Genomic DNA, 19,025 nt, shown 5'->3' with positions numbered 1-19,025 from the left:
GCGCCCGATACCCGAACCGGTGCGGGATGATCGAAAGGCACCCAGAAACGGATCCGGTAGGACATGACACGCGTCGAATCGAACAATAATGCGGGGGCGGTACCCGGACAGGCCGGGGCGGTCTCCGATACACAGCAACCAGTAGAAGTGGTCATCGTGACCGGCTTGTCCGGCGCGGGCCGCGGCACCGCCGCGCGCGTATTGGAGGATCTCGGCTGGTACGTCACCGACAACCTGCCGCCCGAACTGATCGGGCGGATGATCGAGCTGGGCGCCGCCGCCGAACCACCGATCCGGCGTCTGGCGCTGGTCATGGACGTGCGCAGCCGCTTCTTCACCGGTGACCTCTCCGGTGTCACCGAGCAACTGCGCTCGGCGGGCATCCGGACACGAGTGCTGTTCCTCGAGGCCTCCGACGACGTGCTGATCCGGCGATTCGGTTTCGCCCGGCGCAGGCATCCACTACAGAGCGACAGCCCCGACGGCACCCTCTCGGCCGGTCTGACGGCCGAGAGGGTCCGGCTCGCGGCGGTCAAGGCGGCGGCCGATGTCGTCATCGACACCACCGAGCTGTCGATCCACCAGCTGCACCGCAAGCTGGAGGAGGTCTACGGCGCGGGCGCGCCCGCCGCGCTGCAACTGACCGTGCAGTCGTTCGGGTTCAAGTACGGTGTTCCACTCGACGCCGACATGGTGTTGGATGTTCGATTCCTGCCCAACCCGCATTGGATTCCCGAACTGCGGGAACACACGGGTCAGGAATCGGTGGTCAGCGACTACGTGTTGTCGAGGCCGGGTGCGCAGGACTACCTGCAGACCTGCCACCATCTCGTCGACCTGACCACGACCGGATACCGCCAAGAGGGGAAGCGATACATGACGGTGGCAGTGGGGTGCACCGGCGGCAAGCATCGCAGCGTCGCGATCGCCGAGGCACTCGGTGAGCGCATCGGCGCCGATACCGGGCACGCGGCCGTGGACGTCGTCCGCGTCGTGCACCGGGATCTGGGGCGCGAATGAGCGGATGGGAAGCCGACCCAGCCGTCGTCGCGCTGGGCGGCGGACACGGGCTCTACGCGACCCTGACGGCGGTCCGCAGGCTGACCAGGCGGATCACCGCGGTCGTCACGGTGGCCGACGACGGCGGGTCTTCGGGCAGGCTGCGCGGCGAACTGGGCATGCTGCCGCCGGGCGACCTGCGGATGGCGCTGGCCGCGCTGTCCGAGGACGCCGACGGCGTGTGGACGACGACGGTGCAGCACCGCTTCGGCGGCACCGGCGCGCTGGCAGGCCATTCGGTGGGCAATCTGATCCTGGCCGGCCTCACCGATGTCCTCGGTGATCCGGTGGCCGCACTCGACGAGGTGGGCAGACTGCTGCGGATCACCGGCCGGGTGCTGCCGATGTCGCCGGTTCCGCTCGACATCGAGGCCGAAGTCTCGGGCCTGGAATCGGATCCGCGGATCGGGCGCAGTGTGCGGGGCCAGGTTGCGGTGGCGACCACGCCGGGTAAGGTCCGGCGGGTGCGGCTGATTCCGTCCGATCCGCCTGCCAGCCCCGAGGCCACCTCGGCCATCGAGCACGCGGATGTCGTTGTGCTGGGCCCGGGTTCATGGTTCACCAGCGTCATCCCGCATGTGCTGGTGCCGCAACTGCACGACGCGCTGGTACACACCAGGGCACGCAAGGTGCTCGTGTTGAACCTGGCCGCCGAGCCGGGCGAGACGGCCGGCTTTTCCGCCGAACGTCACCTGCATGTATTGTCCCAGCACGCACCGGATTTCGCGGTCGACGAGGTGCTCGTCGACTCGGCGTCGGTGCCCGAGGGGCGGCAACGGGAACATGTGGCAAGAGCCGCCGAACAGTTGCGCGCACGGGTAACGTTCTGCGATGTCGCCGAGCCGGGAACGGATCGGCATCATCCCGGAAAACTTGCCGCCGCACTGGATCAGCTGATCCGGGCGCCGCGGCCGCAACTGGCAGGGCTTCGAGTCGAGGGACGGCACACGGGATCGGATGTGCGTTCCGGGTCGGTGGGAAAGGAGCGCGTCTCGTGGCGATGACAGCCGAGGTGAAGGACGAGCTGAGCAGGCTCGTGGTGTCGCAGGTCAGCTCGCGCAAGGCGGAATTGTCGGCCCTGCTGCGATTTGCGGGCGGTCTGCACATCGTCGGGGGCCGGGTGATCGTCGAGGCCGAGGTGGACATGGGTTCCATCGCGCGGCGACTGCGCCGGGAGATCTTCGAGCTCTACGGGTACGGCTCCGACGTGCACGTGCTCGGCGCGGGAGGGTTGCGCAAGACCTCCCGCTACGTGGTGCGGGTGTCGAAGGAGGGTGAGGCGCTGGCCCGCCAGACCGGTTTGCTCGACGTGCGCGGACGCCCGGTTCGCGGCCTGCCCGCCCAGGTGGTGGGCGGCAGTATCGGCGACGCCGAAGCGGCCTGGCGCGGAGCGTTTCTCGCGCACGGCTCGCTGACCGAGCCGGGCCGGTCCTCGGCGCTCGAGGTGAGCTGCCCCGGCCCGGAGGCCGCGCTGGCCCTGGTCGGTGCGGCTCGTCGGCTCGGCATCACCGCCAAGGCTCGTGAGGTGCGCGGCACCGACCGAGTCGTGGTGCGCGACGGCGAGGCGATCGGCGCCCTGCTCACCCGGATGGGCGCGCAGGACACCAGGCTCACCTGGGAAGAGCGCCGGATGCGCCGCGAGGTCAGGGCGACCGCGAACCGGCTCGCCAACTTCGACGACGCCAACCTGCGCCGCTCGGCGCGGGCGGCCGTCGCCGCGGCCGCGCGGGTGGAGCGGGCGCTGGAGATCCTCGCCGACGACGTGCCCGACCATCTGGCCGCCGCGGGCAGGCTGCGGGTCCAGCACCGGCAGGCCTCGCTCGAGGAGCTGGGGCAGCTGGCCGAGCCGCCGATGACGAAAGACGCGGTGGCGGGCCGGATCCGGCGCCTGCTGTCGATGGCCGATCGGCGGGCCAAGGACCTGGGTATTCCCGACACCGAGTCGGCGGTGACGGCGGAGCTGCTCGACGACGCGTAACCCGGGCATTCGCTGTGCGCTGTGGCGAATCCGACGTTTAGGGCAGAGCGGTCATACATGACCGCTCTGCCCTCTATTCTGTGGTTCCCGCAGGCAGGGGGCCGGGAACCTCACAAATCGCAGGTGGCTGTCGTGAAGCCGGTGTCGGCTACTACTGTGGTTCCCGTCGGAATGAATCCGCTTGAAAGCTGAGGAGCGATAACGTGACTGTCCGGGTAGGTATCAACGGCTTCGGTCGTATCGGACGTAACTTCTTCCGTGCGGTGGAGGCGCTGAAGGCTGTCGGCAAGACCGATATCGAGATCGTCGCGGTCAACGACCTCACCGACATCAACACCCTCGCCACGCTGCTGAAGTACGACTCCATCCTGGGTCGGCTGCCGCAGGACGTCTCCGTCGACGGTGACGTGATCGTCGTGGGCGAGCAGCGCATCAAGGCGCTGGCCATCAAGGAGGGCCCGTCGGCGCTGCCGTGGGGTGACCTGGGTGTCGACATCGTCGTGGAGTCGACCGGCATCTTCACCGACGCCGCCAAGGCCAAGGGCCACCTGTCCGCGGGCGCCAAGAAGGTCATCATCTCCGCGCCGGCCTCCGGCGAGGACATCACCATCGTGATGGGCGTCAACGACGACAAGTACGACGGCAGCCAGAACATCATCTCCAACGCCTCGTGCACCACCAACTGCCTCGGCCCCATCGCCAAGGTCCTCAACGACGAGTTCGGCATCGTACAGGGCCTGATGACCACCATCCACGCGTACACCCAGGACCAGAACCTGCAGGACGCGCCGCACAAGGACCTGCGTCGCGCCCGCGCCGCGGCCCTGAACATCGTGCCCACCGGCACCGGCGCGGCCAAGGCCATCGGCCTGGTGCTTCCCGAGCTGCAGGGCAAGCTCGACGGCTACGCGCTGCGCGTTCCGGTCCCGACGGGCTCGGTCACCGACCTGACCGCGACCCTGGCGAAGCCGGCCACCATCGACGAGATCAACGCCGCGATGAAGGCTGCCGCCGAGGGCCCGCTGCAGGGCATCCTGAAGTACAACGTGGACCCGATCGTGTCCAGCGACATCGTCACCGACCCGCACTCCTCGATCTACGACGCCCCGCTGACCAAGGTCATCGGCAACGAGGTCAAGGTCGTGTCCTGGTACGACAACGAGTGGGGCTACTCCAACCGCCTCGCCGACCTCATCGGTCTCGTCGGCAAGTCGCTCTGACCGCGATGACTGTTCAGACACTGCAGGATCTCCTGGCCGAGGGTGTCGAGGGCCGGGGCGTGCTCGTGCGCTCCGACCTGAACGTCCCCCTCGACGACAACGGACAGATCACCGACCCGGGCCGCATCATCGCCTCGGTGCCGACCATCCAGGCGCTGGTCGAGGCCGGCGCCAAGGTGGTCGTCATGGCCCACCTGGGCCGCCCCAAGGGCGAGCCGGACGCCAAGTACTCGCTGGCCCCCGTGGCCGTGAAGCTGGCGGAGCTGCTGGGCCGCAACGTCCAGCTGGCCGGTGACGTGGTGGGCTACGACGCGCTCTCGCGTTCGGAAGGCCTCACCGACGGCGACGTGCTGCTGCTGGAGAACGTGCGTTTCGACGCGCGCGAGACCAGCAAGGACGACGCCGAGCGGGCGAAGCTGGCGGCCGCCTATGTCGAGCTGGTCGGCGACGACGGCGCGTTCGTCTCCGACGGTTTCGGTGTGGTGCACCGCAAGCAGGCCTCGGTCTACGACGTCGCCCAGCAGCTGCCGCACTACGCGGGCACGCTGGTGGCGGCCGAGGTCGAGGTGCTGCAGAAGCTCACCCAGGACCCGGCTCGTCCCTACGCCGTGGTGCTCGGCGGCTCCAAGGTCTCCGACAAGCTCGCGGTCATCGAGGCGCTGGCCCCCAAGGTCGACACCCTGGTGATCGGCGGCGGCATGTGCTTCACCTTCCTTGCCGCACAGGGCCTTTCGGTGGGCACCTCGCTGCTGCAGGAAGAGATGATCGACACCTGCAAGGATCTGCTCGAGCGCTTCGGCGACGTGCTGCACCTGCCGGTCGACATCGTCGCGGCCGACAAGTTCGCCGCCGACGCCGATGCGAAGACCGTCGCCTCGACCGAGATCCCCGACGGCTGGATGGGCCTGGACATCGGCCCCGAGTCGGTGGCCCGGTTCTCCGCGCTGCTGACCGAGGCGAAGACGGTGTTCTGGAACGGCCCGATGGGCGTGTTCGAGTTCGAGAAGTTCGCCGCGGGCACCCGCGGGGTGGCCGAGGCCATCGTGACCGCGACCGGCAAGGGCGCGTTCACCGTGGTGGGCGGCGGCGACTCGGCGGCCGCCGTGCGCACGCTCGGCCTGCCCGACGACGGCTTCTCGCACATCTCCACCGGTGGTGGCGCGTCTCTGGAATATCTGGAAGGCAAAGAGCTGCCCGGTATTTCGGTGCTGGAGGGCTGAGCGATGGCACGTAAGCCGCTCATCGCAGGCAACTGGAAGATGAACCTCAACCACCTCGAGGCCATCGCGCTGGTGCAGAAGGTGGCCTTCGCGCTGCCGGAGAAGTACTTCGCCAAGGTCGACGTGTCGGTGATCCCGCCGTTCACCGACCTGCGCAGTGTGCAGTCGGTGGTCGAGGGCGACAAGCTCCTGCTCACCTACGGCGCGCAGGACGTGTCGGTGCACGACTCGGGCGCCTACACCGGTGAGATCAGCGGGTCGATGCTGGCCAAGCTGGGTTGCACCTTCGTGGTGGTCGGGCACTCGGAGCGTCGTCAGTACCACAACGAGGACGACGCGACCGTGCTGGCCAAGGCCAAGCAGGCGCTGAAGAACGAGATCACCCCGATCGTCTGCATCGGTGAGGGTCTGGGCATCCGCGAGGCGGGCACGCACGTCGAGTACAACCTCGAGCAGCTGCGCGGTTCGCTGAAAGGCCTGACGGCCGAGCAGATCTCGCAGGTCGTCATCGCCTACGAGCCGGTCTGGGCGATCGGTACGGGCAAGGTCGCCTCGGCGGCGGACGCGCAGGAAGTCTGTGGCGCGATCCGGGCCGAACTGGCCGAGTTGGCCTCGCCGGAGGTCGCCGCGGGTGTCCGCGTGCTCTACGGCGGTTCGGTCAACGCCAAGAACGTCGGCGAGCTGGTCGGTCAGGCCGACATCGACGGCGCGCTGGTCGGCGGCGCTTCGCTCAAGGCGGACGAGTTCGCCACCCTGTCGGCGATCGCCGCGGGTGGGCCGCTGCCCTGATCGGGTAGAGCTACGCGCAGGGCCGGAAACCGACGAGGTTTCCGGCCCTGTGTCGTTCGCCGCTACTGCGCGTGCAGGACCAGGCCGTTGCCGTTGTCGTTGCGCAGGGTGAGGGTGTCGCCGTCGATGGTGGCGGTCGTGCGGCCGTCGAGGGCGCGCAGCACGCTGCTCTCCACCTCCATGACCTCCGGCGCGCACATCATCTTGGTGGTGGCGATCGCGAAGTTCACCGCGTCGCCGGGGCCGACGCCGGCCGTGCCGGTCATCCGGTTGCAGCCGGCCATGCCGTTGACGGTGCCGCCCTCGCCGATCGTCAGGTTCGGGCTCACTTCGTCGAGGGTGGTGGAGCGGACCTGTCCCTGCGGCGTGATCAGCGTGGTGACCACCCAGGTGGTGCCGGTCAGCGGCTTGTCCGGGGTGACGATCTTCTTGTCGGTGAGATGGACGGTGACCGACGTGCCGGTCAGTGTCAGTTTGTCGCCGTCGAGGCGCCAGGTGGGGGCGGACTCCAGGAAAGTGTTCTGCCAGGCGTCGGCGCGGCCGCGCTCGCCGGCGCACGCCATCATGGTGCCCGCCAGCGGGGACGTGCGCAGGACGTGGTCGCTCAGGTCGACGGTGCCGCTGCTGGTGTTGCAGCCGGAGTTCGCCGAGATGCGGCCGTCGGCGAAGGTCAGCGTCATCGGGCCGCCGCCGGGGATCGTGTCGCCGTCGACCTCGGTGGAGATATACGTGTGTCCCATCGGGGTGGCCGTGTCGTCGGGTGCCTTCGGCTCCTCGGCGGACGAACAGGCCGTGGCCGCGGCGGTGGCGAGCACACAGAGCGCGGCGAGACGGATCAGTGTTGCCGACATGTCGCCCATCGTACGTCTCGGGGTGCGGCGAATCCGTCGTCCGACCGCACCGGGTCGCGCACCGTTGCGCACCCGTTCCCGGCCGTTCGCCAGGGATATGCTCGGCGGGTGAGCAGCGTGGCGGCCGAACCGGTGTCGACGTGGGCGCCGTTGCGGTCGCCGGTGTACCGGGCGCTGTGGATCGCGCAGCTGGTGTCGAATCTGGGCACCTGGATGCAGACGGTCGGCGCGCAGTGGATCCTGGTCGACGCGCCGAACGCGGCGGCCCTGGTGTCGTTCGTGCAGACCGCGCTCGCGCTGCCGGTGATGCTGCTGTCCATCCCGTCCGGGGTGCTCGCCGATCTGGTCGACCGGCGCAGACTGCTGATCGGTGCGCAGACCGGCATGGCGCTGGCCTCGCTGACCCTCACCGTGTCCACCGCGACCGGGCACACGACGCCCGCGGTCCTGCTGACCCTGCTGTTCCTGCTCGGCTGTGGACAGGCGCTCACCGCGCCCGCCTGGCAGGCGATCCAGCCCGAGCTGGTGCCGCGCGACCAGATCACCTCCGCGGCGGCGCTGGGCAGCATGAGCGTCAATATCGGCCGCGCGGTGGGGCCCGCGGTGGCCGGTGTGATCGTCTCGATCGCCGGGCCGACAGTGGTCTTCGGGTTCAACACCGTCTCGTTCGTCGGCATCGTCGTGGTGCTGCTGATGTCGACGTGGCCGACGCGGCCGCGCATCCTGCCCAGCGAACGTCCGCTCGCGGCGCTGCAGGCGGGCACCCGGTTCATCCGCGCGGCGCCCGCGATCCGGCGGGTGCTCTTTCGCGCCATCCTGTTCATCGCGCCGGCGAGCGCGGTGTGGTCGCTGCTGCCGGTGATCGCGCACGATCGGCTGGGCCTGGCCTCCGACGGCTACGGCTTGCTGCTCGGCGCGCTCGGACTCGGCGCCGTCTGCGGCGCGCTGGCGCTGTCCCGGCTGCGGGTGCTGTTCACGCCCACCCAGCGGCTCGCGCTGGCGGCGGTGCTGTTCGGACTCGGCGCGGTGGCGACCGCGCTGGTGCCCAGCGTGCCGGTCGTGCTGATCCTGCTGATCGGGGCGGGGCTGGCCTGGCTGCTGGCGATGTCGACGCTGAACTCGACGATGCAGCTATTGTTGCCCGCCTGGGTGCGGGCCCGCGGGCTGTCGGTGTACATGCTGGTGTTCATGGGTGGGCAGGCCATCGGCTCACTGCTGTGGGGTCTGGTCGCCGGCGCGTACGGTGCGGTGGCGGCGCTGCTGATCGCGGCGGTCCTGCTGGCCTGCTGCGCGGTGAGCACGGTGTGGTGGCCGATCCGGCACAACGTGGAGGAGATCGACCTCTCCCCGGCGGCCTTCTGGCCGGAACCGCAGCTCGTCGTCGAACCCGACCCGGAGGACGGCCCGGTCCTGGTGATGCGCGGCTATGACGTGCCGCCCGAGGACGTCGCGGTGTTCACCGAGTCGATGGCGCTGGTCGGGCGGTCCCGCCAGCGCACCGGGGCGATGGAATGGCGGCTCTACCGTGATGTCGGCACCGTCGACCGATTCGTCGAGGCGTTCGTCGTGCGGTCGTGGGCCGAGCACATGCACCAGCATCGGGTCCGCCTGACCGCGCGCGACGAGGAGATCGAGCTGATGGTCGCGGGCTGGTCGGCCGGGGCGCAGACGGTCTCCCACCTGGTCGCGGTCGAGCCTGGTTAGACCCACCGCCCGTCGACCCCATAGGATGGTCGCCATGTCGCTGTTCCTCGATATCCTCCTTGTGATCACCAGCGTGCTGTTGGTGCTGCTGGTGCTGCTGCACCGCGCCAAGGGCGGCGGCTTGTCCAGCCTGTTCGGTGGCGGCGTCCAGTCGAGCCTGTCCGGCTCCACCGTGGTCGAGAAGAACCTCGACCGCATCACGATCTTCGTCGGCCTGGTCTGGCTGATCGCGATCCTCGGCATCGGCCTGGAGATCAAGTTCGCCTGAGTTCGCCCGAACTCCGCGCTCGACCCTGCCGCCACGCACCGCGTGACGGCAGGTTTTCGTCTGCGCCGAGGTCGTCAGCGCACCGACCAGACGACCCGCTGTGCCGCGGCCTCGATGGCGTCCTCGCTCAGCAGGACCGTGTCCGCCGCCGGGCCGAGTGGAACGAAGCTGTCCGCGCTGGTGACGCGGGCGAGCGTGCCCTGGAATCCCGCGTCGACGAGGGCCGCGAACACCGATTCCGACACCCCGCCGCTGCGGCGGGTCTCGTCGGCGACGAGCACGCGTCCGCTCGCCTCGGCGTGGTGGAGTAGGTCGGCGACCGGGAGCGGATTGAGCCAGCGCAGATCCAGGACCCGCACCCGGATCCCCTGCGCGGCCAGCCGATCCGCGGTACGGAGGCTCATCGGCACCCCGTTGCCGAAGGTGACCACGGTGAGATCGGTGCCTTCGCCGTAGCCGCGGGCGCGGCCGATCGGGACATGGTCGGATGTCGGTGCGGCGAGCCAGGATTCGTCGCCGGGATGCAGATCCCGGGTGTGGTACAGCGCGATCGGCTCGACGAACAGGCATACGCGGCCGTCGACCCTGGCGGCGGCGACACAGGTCCGCAGCATCGCCGCCGCGTCGTCGGCGCGGGCGGGTACGGCCAGCACGACGCCGGGGATGTCCCGCAGCGCCGCCAGGGAATCGTCGTTGTGGAAGTGGCCGCCGAAGCCCTTCTGATAGGCGAGCCCCGCGATCCGTACCACCATCGGATTGCGGTACTGACCCTTCGAGAAGAACGACAGCGTCGCCGCCTCACCCCGGATCTGATCGGCGGCATTGTGAACATAGGCCAGGTACTGGATCTCCGGAATGGGCACGAAGCCCGCCAGCGCGGTGCCCAGCGCGGTCCCGAGGATGCTCTGTTCGTCGAGCAGCGTGTCGAAGACCCGGCGCGCGCCGAACCGTTTGCGCAGCCCCTTGGTGACGCCGTAGACCCCGCCCTTGCGACCGACGTCCTCGCCGAAGACCAGCACGTCGCGATCGCGGGCCAGCAGTTCGCCCAGGGTGTGGTTGATCGATTGGGCCAGCGTCATCGGTGGCACCGGTGAATCGGCGTGGCCCCGCAGCACATCGGCCCGGACCGCGTCGGGGGTGGCGGGCGCCAGCGGCTCGGTGACCGCGCCCGCCGAGCTCAGGTGGGGTTCGCGCACCACCTTCTCGGCCGTCTCCCGCACGAGCCCGCCGATGCGGTCGTAGCGGGCCAGCAGGTCGGCGGTGTCGGCGATCCCGGCGGACACCAGGTAGCGGGCGGTGCCGAGCAGCGGATCGCGGGCCAGGTCGGCGGCGATCTCGGCCGGGCCGCGATAGGCCGCCTCGACATCGGAGCCCGCGTGCCCGCCCAGCCGCACCGTGCGCAGGTGCAGGAAGACCGGCACCCGCCAGGTCCGCGCGAGATGCACCGCGTCGTCGGCGGCACCGAGGACGTCGGGCAGCTCGCAGCCGTCGGCGGCGAGGTAGGTCAGGCCCGGCCGGGGACCGTAGTCGCGTTCGATCCAGTCCGGCGGTGTCGGCACGCTGATGCCCAGACCGTTGTCCTCGCAGACGAACACGATCGGCATCGGCACGCCCTGGTGCGACGCGTGCACGGCGGCGTTGATCGCCCCCGCCGCGGTGGAATGGTTGGCCGAGGCGTCACCGAAACTGCACACCACCACCGCGTCGGCCGGCCACGGGCACGCCACCTCCTGGCGCGCGGCCCGATCCAGCGCGAAGGCCAGACCGACGGCGCGCGGTAGGTGCGAGGCGATCGTCGAGGTCTGCGGGATGATCGCGGCCTGCTTGCTGCCGAAAACCTTGTGCCGGCCACCGGAGATGGGATCGGCGGCCGCGGCGACGACACCGAGCAGCACGTCCCGGATCGGATCGAGGCCGATCACCCGGCGGCACCGCTGCACGAAGAAGGCGCCGGAGCGGTAGTGCAGCAGGGCGGGGTCGTCGACGCGCAGAGCCGCCGCCACCGCCGCGTTGCCCTCGTGTCCCGAGGACCCGATGCTGTAGTACCCCTGCCGGGCGGCGCCGAGCCGGCGCGCGGTCAGGTCGAGATGCCTGCTGGTGACCTGGGATTCGAAGATCTCGATCCCGACGGCCGCGTCGATCGCCGGCGGCACGTCGGTGCGCAGCGGGACCGTCAGCTCCGTGAGGGCGGTACGGAATGCCGCGTCGAGGTCGACCGGCCCGCTCATGGTCGAACCCGACCCGAAGCGGCGACTCCACGAATCTCGCGCATCGTCAGCACTCCTCGCTCGAGTCGAGTCGACGTCCGTTCCGCCGGCCTGCCCAGGACTCCGATGCTAGGCGCTCCGGTGGTCGAACCAGGGCGTTCACGCGAGGTCGACCGGTGGATGTCGTGGTCGCGGCACCAGCACCTGCCGTCGGTGTCGTCGAACGGGCTCGGCTCGGCGATCGGGCCGCCTGAGCGGGCGCTACTGCTCGGCAGGCGGCGGTGTCTGCTCGCGGGGGACGACCCACAGGGCCTCCGCGAGGGCGCAGAGGTCGCCGTCGCGGGTGGAAAGGGCAACGCCCACCGTGTGTTTGCGGCCCTCGCTGCGGATCGCCCAGGCGTGGGTGGTGTACTCCGCCCCCGCCGGGACCGGCCGGAATCGGGTGGCGGTGAGGGCCGCGGTGACCGCGCCGCGGGCCATCTTCTGGAACGTCCAGGCGGCGATGCCGCCGGGGCAGTCGAGAGCGGACCAGACGATCTCCGGTGGCAGTTCGCCGGAGTCGTCGGCGAGGCTCAGGTCGGGTGTCCACGCGGCGGCGACCATCGGCCGGTCCGGGACCGGCCAGGGGAACAGACGCAGACCGTGGCCGGGGGAGCACTCCACACCACAGCCGAAGCAGTCGGTGACCGGGCGGTGCGGGCTCGCGAGCGCGGCGTCGGCCGCGCGCTTGGCCGCCGACCAGGACGGGCCGGGCGGCGCGGTGATGTCGAGAGTGGCGGGAGCGGCCTGAGCCAGGACGGCACCGGCGGCGTCGGTCAGGATCGCGTGTCCCGGTTCGGCGGTGGGCAGGGCGATCGGCGTCTCGATCGGGACCGCGCGGCGGAAATCGACGCGCACGGTCTCGGCGCCGGAGCGGCGGGCCAGCAGTCCGGCGACGTAACCGCCGAACGCCACCTGCGGATAGCCGTGCACATGGGCCGGAATCGTCACCGTCTCGGTCTGGATCATGCTGATGGTCACCCTTTCGGCCGTGGAACACCCCCGACGATATCGATGTGTCGTCGGCGCCGGCAGGCAGGGTGCGCACGCGAAAGGGCCGGGCCCAGCGGGACCCGGCCCTTCGGCGACGCGATTACTCCTCGTCGAGGAGCAGGTCGGCGGCGGCGGCCTCGTCGACGACCCAGGTGGTCGATTCGATGCCGACCGCGCCGGCCGACGGGACGTCGTCGGGGGAGGCCCCGTTGACGGCGGCGGCGACTGCGGCCGCCTTACCGACCCCGCTGACCACCAGCATGACGTGGCGGGAGCGATGGATCGCCGGCAACGTCAGCGAGACCCGGGTGGGCGGCGGCTTCGGGCAGTCGTGAACCGCCACAACGTAATCCGTGGTCTCCCTGATCGCCGGGGAATGCGGGAACAGCGAGTTGATGTGCCCCTCGGGACCCATGCCGAGCACGGTCAGGTCGAACTCGCCGCGCTCGTCGAGCTCGGTGTGCACGATCTGCGCGTACGCGGCCGCCGCGGCCTCCGGGGAGCCGTAGGTCCCGTCGGACGGGGCGATCGGGAACACGTGCGCGGGGTTCAGCGGGACGAAGTCGAGCAGCGCCTGCCTGGCCTGCAGCTCGTTGCGGTCCGGGTCGCCGTCGGGCACGAAACGCTCGTCGCCCCAGTAGACGTAGAGGGCCGACCAGTCGATGTCGCCCGGGTTCTGCCGGACCCGCTCCAGCAGCCGGATGCCGTCGCTGCCGCCGGTGAGCGCCACCGAGGCGGTGCCGCGCTCGGCCTGGGCGGCGACGATCACGTCGACGAAGCGCTCGGCCGCGGCATCGGCCAGACCGTCGGGGTCGTCGTGGACTTCGATGGTGTTGGCGGGGAATTCGGCGCCGAGCTCGTCGTGCACGTCGATGTGGTCACTCATAGGTCACCTTCTCGATTCCGGCGAGCGCCTCGGCGTAGATCTCGTCGGCGTCGAGCCGGCGCAGTTCCTCGGCGAGGCAGTCGCGAGTTTCCCGGCGCGCCAGCGCGATGCGCTGGTCGGGTTCACCGGTGCGGGTCAGCGTGGCGGTCCTTCCTAGTTGCGGTCGGCTGATGGCGATCGAATCCGTGCCGCGGTGCAGTTCCACCCGCAGCTCACCCGTCTTGCGGACGACGGGACAGTTCAGTCGCGCGGCCAGCCAGCCCGCCAGGGTGTCCAGCGCGGGCTCACTGGCCAGGCCCGACACGGTCACCGAGGTGACCGGTTCGAACGGCGGCTCGTCGAGCGCGGCGGCCAGCAGCGCCCGCCAGTAGGTGATCCGGCTCCACGCCAGATCGGTGTCGCCCACCGCGTAGGAGTAGCGGCGCTTCTTGATCGCGGCCTGCGGATCGGGCGCGAAGGTGGCGTCGGTGATCCGGCGCTTGGCCAGCTTGCCCACCGAGTCCATCGACGGGAACTCCGGCGCGCCGCGCGGCCACCACGCCACCACCGGGGTGTCGGGCAGCAGGAACGGGGTGACGACGCTGCTCTCGTGGTTCACCAGCGGACCCTGCAGCCGCAGCACGATCACCTCGGCCGCGCCGGCGTCGCCGCCGACCCGGATCTGGGCGTCGAGGCGGGTGTCGGCGTCGCGGTCACCGCGGGCCAGCACGATCACCCGGCAGGGGTGCTCGCGGCTGGCGTCGTTGGCGGCGTCGATCGCGTCCTCGGCCTCGGAGGAGTCCAGGGTGCAGACCACCAGGGTGAGCACCCGGCCCTGGGTGATGACGCCGTTGGTCTCGCGCAGCTGCACCATCTTCTTGGCCACATCGACCGTGGTGGTGTCGGGCATGTCGACGATCACGGGCGCCGCCACTCCCGCCCGCTGCGCGCGAGCATCTCCTCGGCCGAGACCGGACCCCAGGTGCCGGCCTCGTAGGGTTCGGGCTTGCCCTCGGCGGCCCAGTGCGCGAGCACCGGATCGAGGATGCGCCAGGACAATTCGACCTCCGCGTTGACCGGGAACAGCGAGGGCACACCGAGCAGCACGTCCAGGATCAGCCGCTCGTAGGCCTCGGGGGAGGATTCGGTGAACGCCTCGCCGTAGCTGAAGTCCATGTTCACGTCGCGCACTTCCATGCCCGAGCCCGGCACCTTGGAACCGAAGCGCAGGGTGATGCCCTCGTCCGGCTGCACCCGGATGACCAGCGCGTTCTGGCCGAGCTCCTCGGTCATCGTCTGGTCGAAGGGCAGGTGCGGGGCGCGCTTGAAGATCACCGCGATCTCGGTGACCCTGCGGCCCAGGCGTTTTCCGGTGCGCAGATAGAACGGGACACCGGCCCAGCGGCGGTTCTCCACGTGCAGGGTGATCGCGGCGTAGGTCTCGGTCCGCGACTGCGGATCGAAACCCTCCTCCTCGTGCAGGCCGACCACGTGCTCGCTGCCCTGCCACCCCTCGGTGTACTGGCCGCGCGCGGTCGTCTCATCCAGCGGCTCGACGAGTTTGGTGGCCGAGAGCGCCTTGATCTTCTCGGTGGTCAGCTGCTGGGGCTCGAAGGAGGTGGGTTCCTCCATCGCGGTGAGCGCCAGCAGCTGCAGCAGATGGTTCTGGATGACGTCACGGGCGGCGCCGATGCCGTCGTAGTACCCGGCGCGTCCACCCAGGCCGATGTCCTCGGCCATGGTGATCTGCACGCTGTCGACGTAGTTGGCGTTCCAGAGCGGCTCGAACAATTCGTTGGCGAAGCGCAGCGCCAGGATGTTCTGCACCGTCTCCTTGCCGAGATAGTGGTCGATGCGGAAGACCTGCTCCTCCGGGAACACCCGGTTGACCAGCGCGTTGAGTTCCTTGGCGCTGGCCAGGTCGTGGCCGAAGGGCTTCTCGATCACCACCCGGCGCCACGGCAGGTAGCCGTCGGCGTCGGTGCCGGCGGGCTGGGCGAGCTTGTGCTCGGAGAGCTGGTCGAGCACCACCGGGAACATGTTCGGTGGGATCGACAGGTAGAAGGCGTAGTTGCCGCCGGTGCCGCGGGTGGCGTCCAGGGTGCGCAGGGTGTCGGCGAGCGTCGCGAAGGCGGCGTCGTCGTCGAAACTGCCCTGGACGAACCGCAGCCCCTCCGCCAGGTGGTCCCAGACCTCCTGGCGGAAGGGGGTGCGCGCGTGCTGTTTCACCGCGTCGAGGACGACGGCGGCGAAGTCTTCGTCGGCGTAGTCGCGCCGGGCGAAGCCGACCAGGGCGAACCCGGGCGGCAACAGGCCCTGGTTCGCGAGGTCGTAGATGGCCGGCATCAGCTTCTTGCGGGACAGATCTCCGGTGACACCGAAGATCACCATGCAGCAGGGGCCCGCGATGAAGGGAACCCGTTTGTCTCGTTCGTCGCGCAGCGGGTTATGCCACAGCCCCGCCTGATCCGTCGATGCTGTGCCGGCCATCGGGTCAGTTGCCCCCCGCCGCCGCGGAGTTCAGCTCGCCGGTGGTGGCTTCCAGCAGTTCGTTCCAGGCCGCCTCGAACTTGTCGACGCCCTCGCGCTCGAGCAGGGCGAACACGTCGTCGAGGTCGATGCCGACCGCGCTCAGGTCGGCGAAGACCTGCGCGGCCGCCACGGCCAGACCGCTGAGGGTGTCGCCGCGCACCTCGCCGTGATCGGCGAAGGCCTGCAACGTCTTCTCCGGCAGCGTGTTCACGGTGTTCGGGCCGACCAGCTCGGTGACGTAGAGGGTGTCCGAGTAGTCCGGGTTCTTCACGCCGGTCGAAGCCCACAGCGGCCGCTGCCGGTTGGCGCCCTGGGCGGCCAGGTGGTTGTAGGTGGAGGTGTGCGCCCCACCGTCGAACACGTCCTGGTACTCGGCGTAGGCGAGCCGGGCGTTCGCGACGCCGGCCTTGCCGCGCAGCGCCAGGGCCTCGGGGGTGCCGATGGCCTCCAGCCGCTTGTCGATCTCGGTGTCCACGCGCGAGACGAAGAACGAAGCGACGGAATGGATCTTGGCCAGGTCGTGGCCGCCGATCTTGGCGTTGCGCAGGCCGTCGAGGTAGGCGCCCATCACCGCGCGGTAGCGCGGCACCGAGAAGATCAGCGTCACGTTGACGCTGATGCCCTCGCCGATCACCGCGGTGATGGCGGGCAGGCCCGCCTCGGTGGCCGGGATCTTGATGAACAGGTTCTTGCGGTCGACGATCTTCCACAGCTCGATGGCCTGGGCGACGGTCTTGTCCGCGTCGAAGGCGAAGCGCGGGTCGACCTCGATCGACACCCGACCGTCGACACCGTTGCTGGCCTCGAACACCGGGGCGAGCACGTCGCAGGCGGCGCGCACGTCGTCGGTGGTCATGGTGCGGATCGCGGCGTCGGCGTCGGCGCCCTGAGCGGCCAGCTCTTTCAGCTGACCGTCGTAGTCGTGGCCCTGGCTCAGCGCGGCCTGGAAGATGCTCGGGTTCGTGGTGACACCGACGACGCTGCGGGTCGCGATCAGGTCGGCGAGATTGCCGGACTTGATCCGATCACGGGACAGGTCGTCGAGCCACACCGAGACCCCCGCGGCCGAGAGCGCGGCGAGATTCTCGTTCTGTGCCATTGGTTTTACCCCTTCACCTTGTCGGTCGAACGCAGTGCGGCGGCGACGACGGCATCGGCGGTGATACCGAACTCGGAGTACAGCTTCTTGAAGTTGGCGGAGGCGCCGAAGTGCTCGATCCCGACGACCTCACCCGCGTCGCCGACGAACCGGTGCCACGGCATCGCGATACCGGCCTCGACGGCCACCCGGGCGCGCACCGAGGGCGGCAGCACCTCGTCGCGGTACCCCTGCTCCTGCGCGTCGAACCATTCCACGCACGGCATCGAGACCACACGGGTCGGGATGCCCTGCTCCTCCAGCGTAGTGCGCGCGGCGACGGCGAGCTGGAGCTCGGAACCGGTGCCGATCAGGATGACCTGCGGGGTGCCGGTGGAGGCCTCGGCCAGGATGTAGCCGCCCTTCTTGACACCCTCGTAGCTGGTGCCGGCCAGGGTCGGGACGTCCTGACGGGTCAGCGCCAGCGCGGACGGGCCGTCCTGGTGCGGCGCGTCGTAGGTCGCGAAGTGCGAGGTGTGCTCGTCGGAGTCGCGCTCGAGGATGGTGCGCCAGGCGTGCACGGTCTCGTTGGCGTCGCCGGGCCGGACCACGTTGAGGCCGGGAATCGCGCGCAGCGCGGCCAGGTGTTCGATCGGCTGGTGGGTGGGGCCGTCCTCGCCGAGACCGATGGAGTCGTGGGTCCAGACGTAGATGGCGGGCACCCGCATCAGCGCGGCCAGGCGCACGGCCGGGCGCATGTAGTCGGAGAACACCAGGAAGGTGCCGCCGTAGGGGCGGGTCGGGCCGTGCAGCGCGATGCCGTTGAGGATCGAGCCCATCGCGTGCTCACGGATACCGAAGTGCAGGGTGCGGCCGTAGGGCTGCGCCTTCCACATGCCGGTCGAGATCGACTCCGGGCCGAAGCTCGGCTGGTTGGGCATGGTGGTGTTGTTGGACTCGGCCAGGTCGGCCGAACCGCCCCACAGCTCCGGCAGCTCGTCGGCGACGGCGGCGAGGAACTTGCCCGACGCCTTGCGGGTGGCCATGCCCTTCGGGTCGGTCTCGAAGGTCGGCAGCGCCTCGACCCAGCCCTGGGGCAGCGCACGGGCCTGCAGGCGGTCGAACAGCGACTTGTTCGACGGGTTGGCCTCGGCCCACGCGTCGAAGCTCTGCTGCCACTTCGCCTTCGCCTCGGCGCCGCGGCCGAGGGCCGCACGGGTGTGCTCGATGACGGCCGGGTCGACGTCGAAGGACTTCTCGGGATCGAAGCCGAGCGCCTTCTTCACGGCGGCGACCTCGTCGGGGCCCAGCGCCGCGCCGTGCACGCCACCGGTGTTCATCTTGTTCGGCGCGGGGAAGCCGATGATGGTGCGCAGGATGATGATCGACGGCTTGCCGGTCTCGGCCTTGGCCGCCGCGATGGCCGCCTCGATCGCCACGACGTCCTCGCCGCCCTCGACGATCTGCACGTGCCAGCCGTAGGCCTCGTAGCGCTTGGCGACGTCCTCGGTGAAGGCGATGTCGGTGTCGTCCTCGATGGAGATCTCGTTGTCGTCGTAGATCACCACGAGGTTGCCCAGCTGCTGGGTGCCCGCGATCGAGGAGGCCTCGGCGGTGACGCCCTCCTGCAGGTCGCCGTCGGAGGCGATGGTGTAGATGAAGTGGTCGAACGGGCTGGTGCCCGGCGCGGCCTCGGGATCGAACAGGCCACGCTCACGGCGGGCGGCCATCGCCATGCCGACCGCGGAGGCCAGACCCTGCCCCAGCGGGCCGGTGGTGATCTCGACGCCGTCGGTGTGGCGGAACTCGGGGTGGCCCGGGGTCAGCGAGCCCCACTGGCGCAGGTTCTCGAGGTCGGTCAGCTCCAGGCCGAAACCGGCCAGGTACAGCTGCACGTAGAGGGTGAGGCTGGAATGCCCACAGGAGAGCACGAACCGGTCGCGGCCCACCCAGCGCGGCTCGGCCGGGTCGTGGCGCATGGTGCGCTGGAAGAGCGTGTAGGCGACCGGCGCGAGACTCATCGCGGTACCGGGGTGCCCGTTGCCCGCCTTCTGCACCGCGTCGGCGGCGAGCACGCGGGCGGTGTCGACGGCCTTGGTGTCGAGGTCCGTCCAGTCGCTGGGGTAGTTCCGCTGAGTGAGGGCGCGAATGTCGTCTGTGACTGACACGACCGTGGTTCTCCTGACCTAGGTTTCGTCGACGGCGATACATGGCAGCGGCGA

General features: G+C 70.0%; 16 protein-coding genes. 8 read left to right on the top strand and 8 right to left on the bottom strand.

Annotated features, from left to right (window positions below; genetic code table 11):
• The first annotated feature begins 63 nt into the window (after positions 1 to 63).
• The 6 genes from rapZ (at position 64) to tpiA (ending at position 6,266) form a co-directional block, all read left to right on the top strand.
• Positions 64 to 1,020 (top strand): RNase adapter RapZ, encoded by a 957-nt coding sequence (gene rapZ, locus ATM97_RS13000; RefSeq protein WP_255587660.1) that lies wholly within the window; start codon positions 64 to 66, stop codon positions 1,018 to 1,020.
• On the top strand, positions 1,017 to 2,063 hold the full coding sequence (gene yvcK, locus ATM97_RS12995; protein WP_218718253.1) for a uridine diphosphate-N-acetylglucosamine-binding protein YvcK: 1,047 nt from the start codon (positions 1,017 to 1,019) through the stop codon (positions 2,061 to 2,063). The genes rapZ and yvcK overlap by 4 nt, the downstream gene beginning before the upstream one ends.
• The gene (gene whiA / locus ATM97_RS12990; RefSeq protein ID WP_019047780.1) at positions 2,054 to 3,037 is read left to right on the top strand and encodes a DNA-binding protein WhiA; all 984 of its coding nucleotides are present in this window, start codon (positions 2,054 to 2,056) and stop codon (positions 3,035 to 3,037) included. The genes yvcK and whiA overlap by 10 nt, the downstream gene beginning before the upstream one ends.
• Before the next feature lie 203 nt (positions 3,038 to 3,240).
• On the top strand, positions 3,241 to 4,257 hold the full coding sequence (gap, locus tag ATM97_RS12985; protein WP_218718252.1) for a type I glyceraldehyde-3-phosphate dehydrogenase: 1,017 nt from the start codon (positions 3,241 to 3,243) through the stop codon (positions 4,255 to 4,257).
• A gap of 5 nt (positions 4,258 to 4,262) precedes the next feature.
• Positions 4,263 to 5,477, top strand: coding sequence for a phosphoglycerate kinase (gene pgk, locus ATM97_RS34360; RefSeq protein ID WP_255587657.1), 1,215 nt, complete (start codon positions 4,263 to 4,265; stop codon positions 5,475 to 5,477).
• 3 nt (positions 5,478 to 5,480) lie between these two features.
• Positions 5,481 to 6,266: a triose-phosphate isomerase gene (gene tpiA, locus ATM97_RS34355; protein WP_255587656.1), complete on the top strand. Its 786-nt coding sequence runs from the start codon at positions 5,481 to 5,483 to the stop codon at positions 6,264 to 6,266.
• 62 nt (positions 6,267 to 6,328) lie between these two features.
• Here the strand turns inward: tpiA and ATM97_RS12975 are convergent, their stop codons facing one another.
• The gene (locus tag ATM97_RS12975; RefSeq protein ID WP_255587655.1) at positions 6,329 to 7,117 is read right to left on the bottom strand and encodes an META domain-containing protein; all 789 of its coding nucleotides are present in this window, start codon (positions 7,115 to 7,117) and stop codon (positions 6,329 to 6,331) included.
• 117 nt (positions 7,118 to 7,234) lie between these two features.
• On the opposite strand from ATM97_RS12975, the gene ATM97_RS12970 reads away from it, so the two are divergent.
• Together ATM97_RS12970 and secG are read left to right on the top strand one after the other, a co-directional pair.
• Positions 7,235 to 8,821 carry an MFS transporter gene (locus ATM97_RS12970; RefSeq protein ID WP_374104855.1) on the top strand — a complete coding sequence of 529 codons (1,587 nt, stop codon included), beginning with the start codon at positions 7,235 to 7,237 and terminating at the stop codon, positions 8,819 to 8,821.
• 34 nt (positions 8,822 to 8,855) lie between these two features.
• A complete protein-coding gene (gene secG / locus ATM97_RS12965; RefSeq protein ID WP_218718250.1) occupies positions 8,856 to 9,089 on the top strand; it encodes a preprotein translocase subunit SecG in 234 nt (77 codons plus the stop codon).
• Between the two features lie 74 nt (positions 9,090 to 9,163).
• Here secG and ATM97_RS12960 read toward each other — a convergent pair whose 3' ends face one another.
• From ATM97_RS12960 to tkt, 7 genes are all read right to left on the bottom strand, one after another.
• Complete coding sequence (locus ATM97_RS12960; RefSeq protein WP_218718249.1) at positions 9,164 to 11,317, bottom strand: thiamine pyrophosphate-dependent enzyme; 2,154 nt, start codon at positions 11,315 to 11,317, stop codon at positions 9,164 to 9,166.
• A 240-nt stretch (positions 11,318 to 11,557) separates the two neighbouring features.
• On the bottom strand, positions 11,558 to 12,316 hold the full coding sequence (locus tag ATM97_RS12955) for a hypothetical protein (protein ID WP_308248464.1): 759 nt from the start codon (positions 12,314 to 12,316) through the stop codon (positions 11,558 to 11,560).
• A 112-nt stretch (positions 12,317 to 12,428) separates the two neighbouring features.
• Positions 12,429 to 13,214, bottom strand: coding sequence for a 6-phosphogluconolactonase (pgl, locus tag ATM97_RS12950; RefSeq protein ID WP_218718248.1), 786 nt, complete (start codon positions 13,212 to 13,214; stop codon positions 12,429 to 12,431).
• On the bottom strand, positions 13,207 to 14,115 hold the full coding sequence (gene opcA, locus ATM97_RS12945) for a glucose-6-phosphate dehydrogenase assembly protein OpcA (RefSeq protein WP_218718247.1): 909 nt from the start codon (positions 14,113 to 14,115) through the stop codon (positions 13,207 to 13,209). The genes pgl and opcA overlap by 8 nt, the downstream gene beginning before the upstream one ends.
• Positions 14,112 to 15,683 (bottom strand): glucose-6-phosphate dehydrogenase, encoded by a 1,572-nt coding sequence (zwf, locus tag ATM97_RS12940; protein WP_218718246.1) that lies wholly within the window; start codon positions 15,681 to 15,683, stop codon positions 14,112 to 14,114. The genes opcA and zwf overlap by 4 nt, the downstream gene beginning before the upstream one ends.
• A 4-nt stretch (positions 15,684 to 15,687) precedes the next feature.
• On the bottom strand, positions 15,688 to 16,824 hold the full coding sequence (gene tal / locus ATM97_RS12935) for a transaldolase (RefSeq protein WP_218718245.1): 1,137 nt from the start codon (positions 16,822 to 16,824) through the stop codon (positions 15,688 to 15,690).
• 5 nt (positions 16,825 to 16,829) lie between these two features.
• Positions 16,830 to 18,971, bottom strand: a complete 2,142-nt coding sequence (gene tkt / locus ATM97_RS12930; RefSeq protein ID WP_218718244.1) for a transketolase — start codon at positions 18,969 to 18,971, stop codon at positions 16,830 to 16,832.
• Positions 18,972 to 19,025: the final 54 nt, after the last annotated feature.

The sequence above is a fragment of the Nocardia sp. MH4 genome, from assembly GCF_019266065.1.
GTDB lineage: Bacteria > Actinomycetota > Actinomycetes > Mycobacteriales > Mycobacteriaceae > Nocardia > Nocardia canadensis.
Note: the sequence above shows the minus strand (reverse complement) of the source record. Positions and strands in the feature narration are given on the sequence as shown.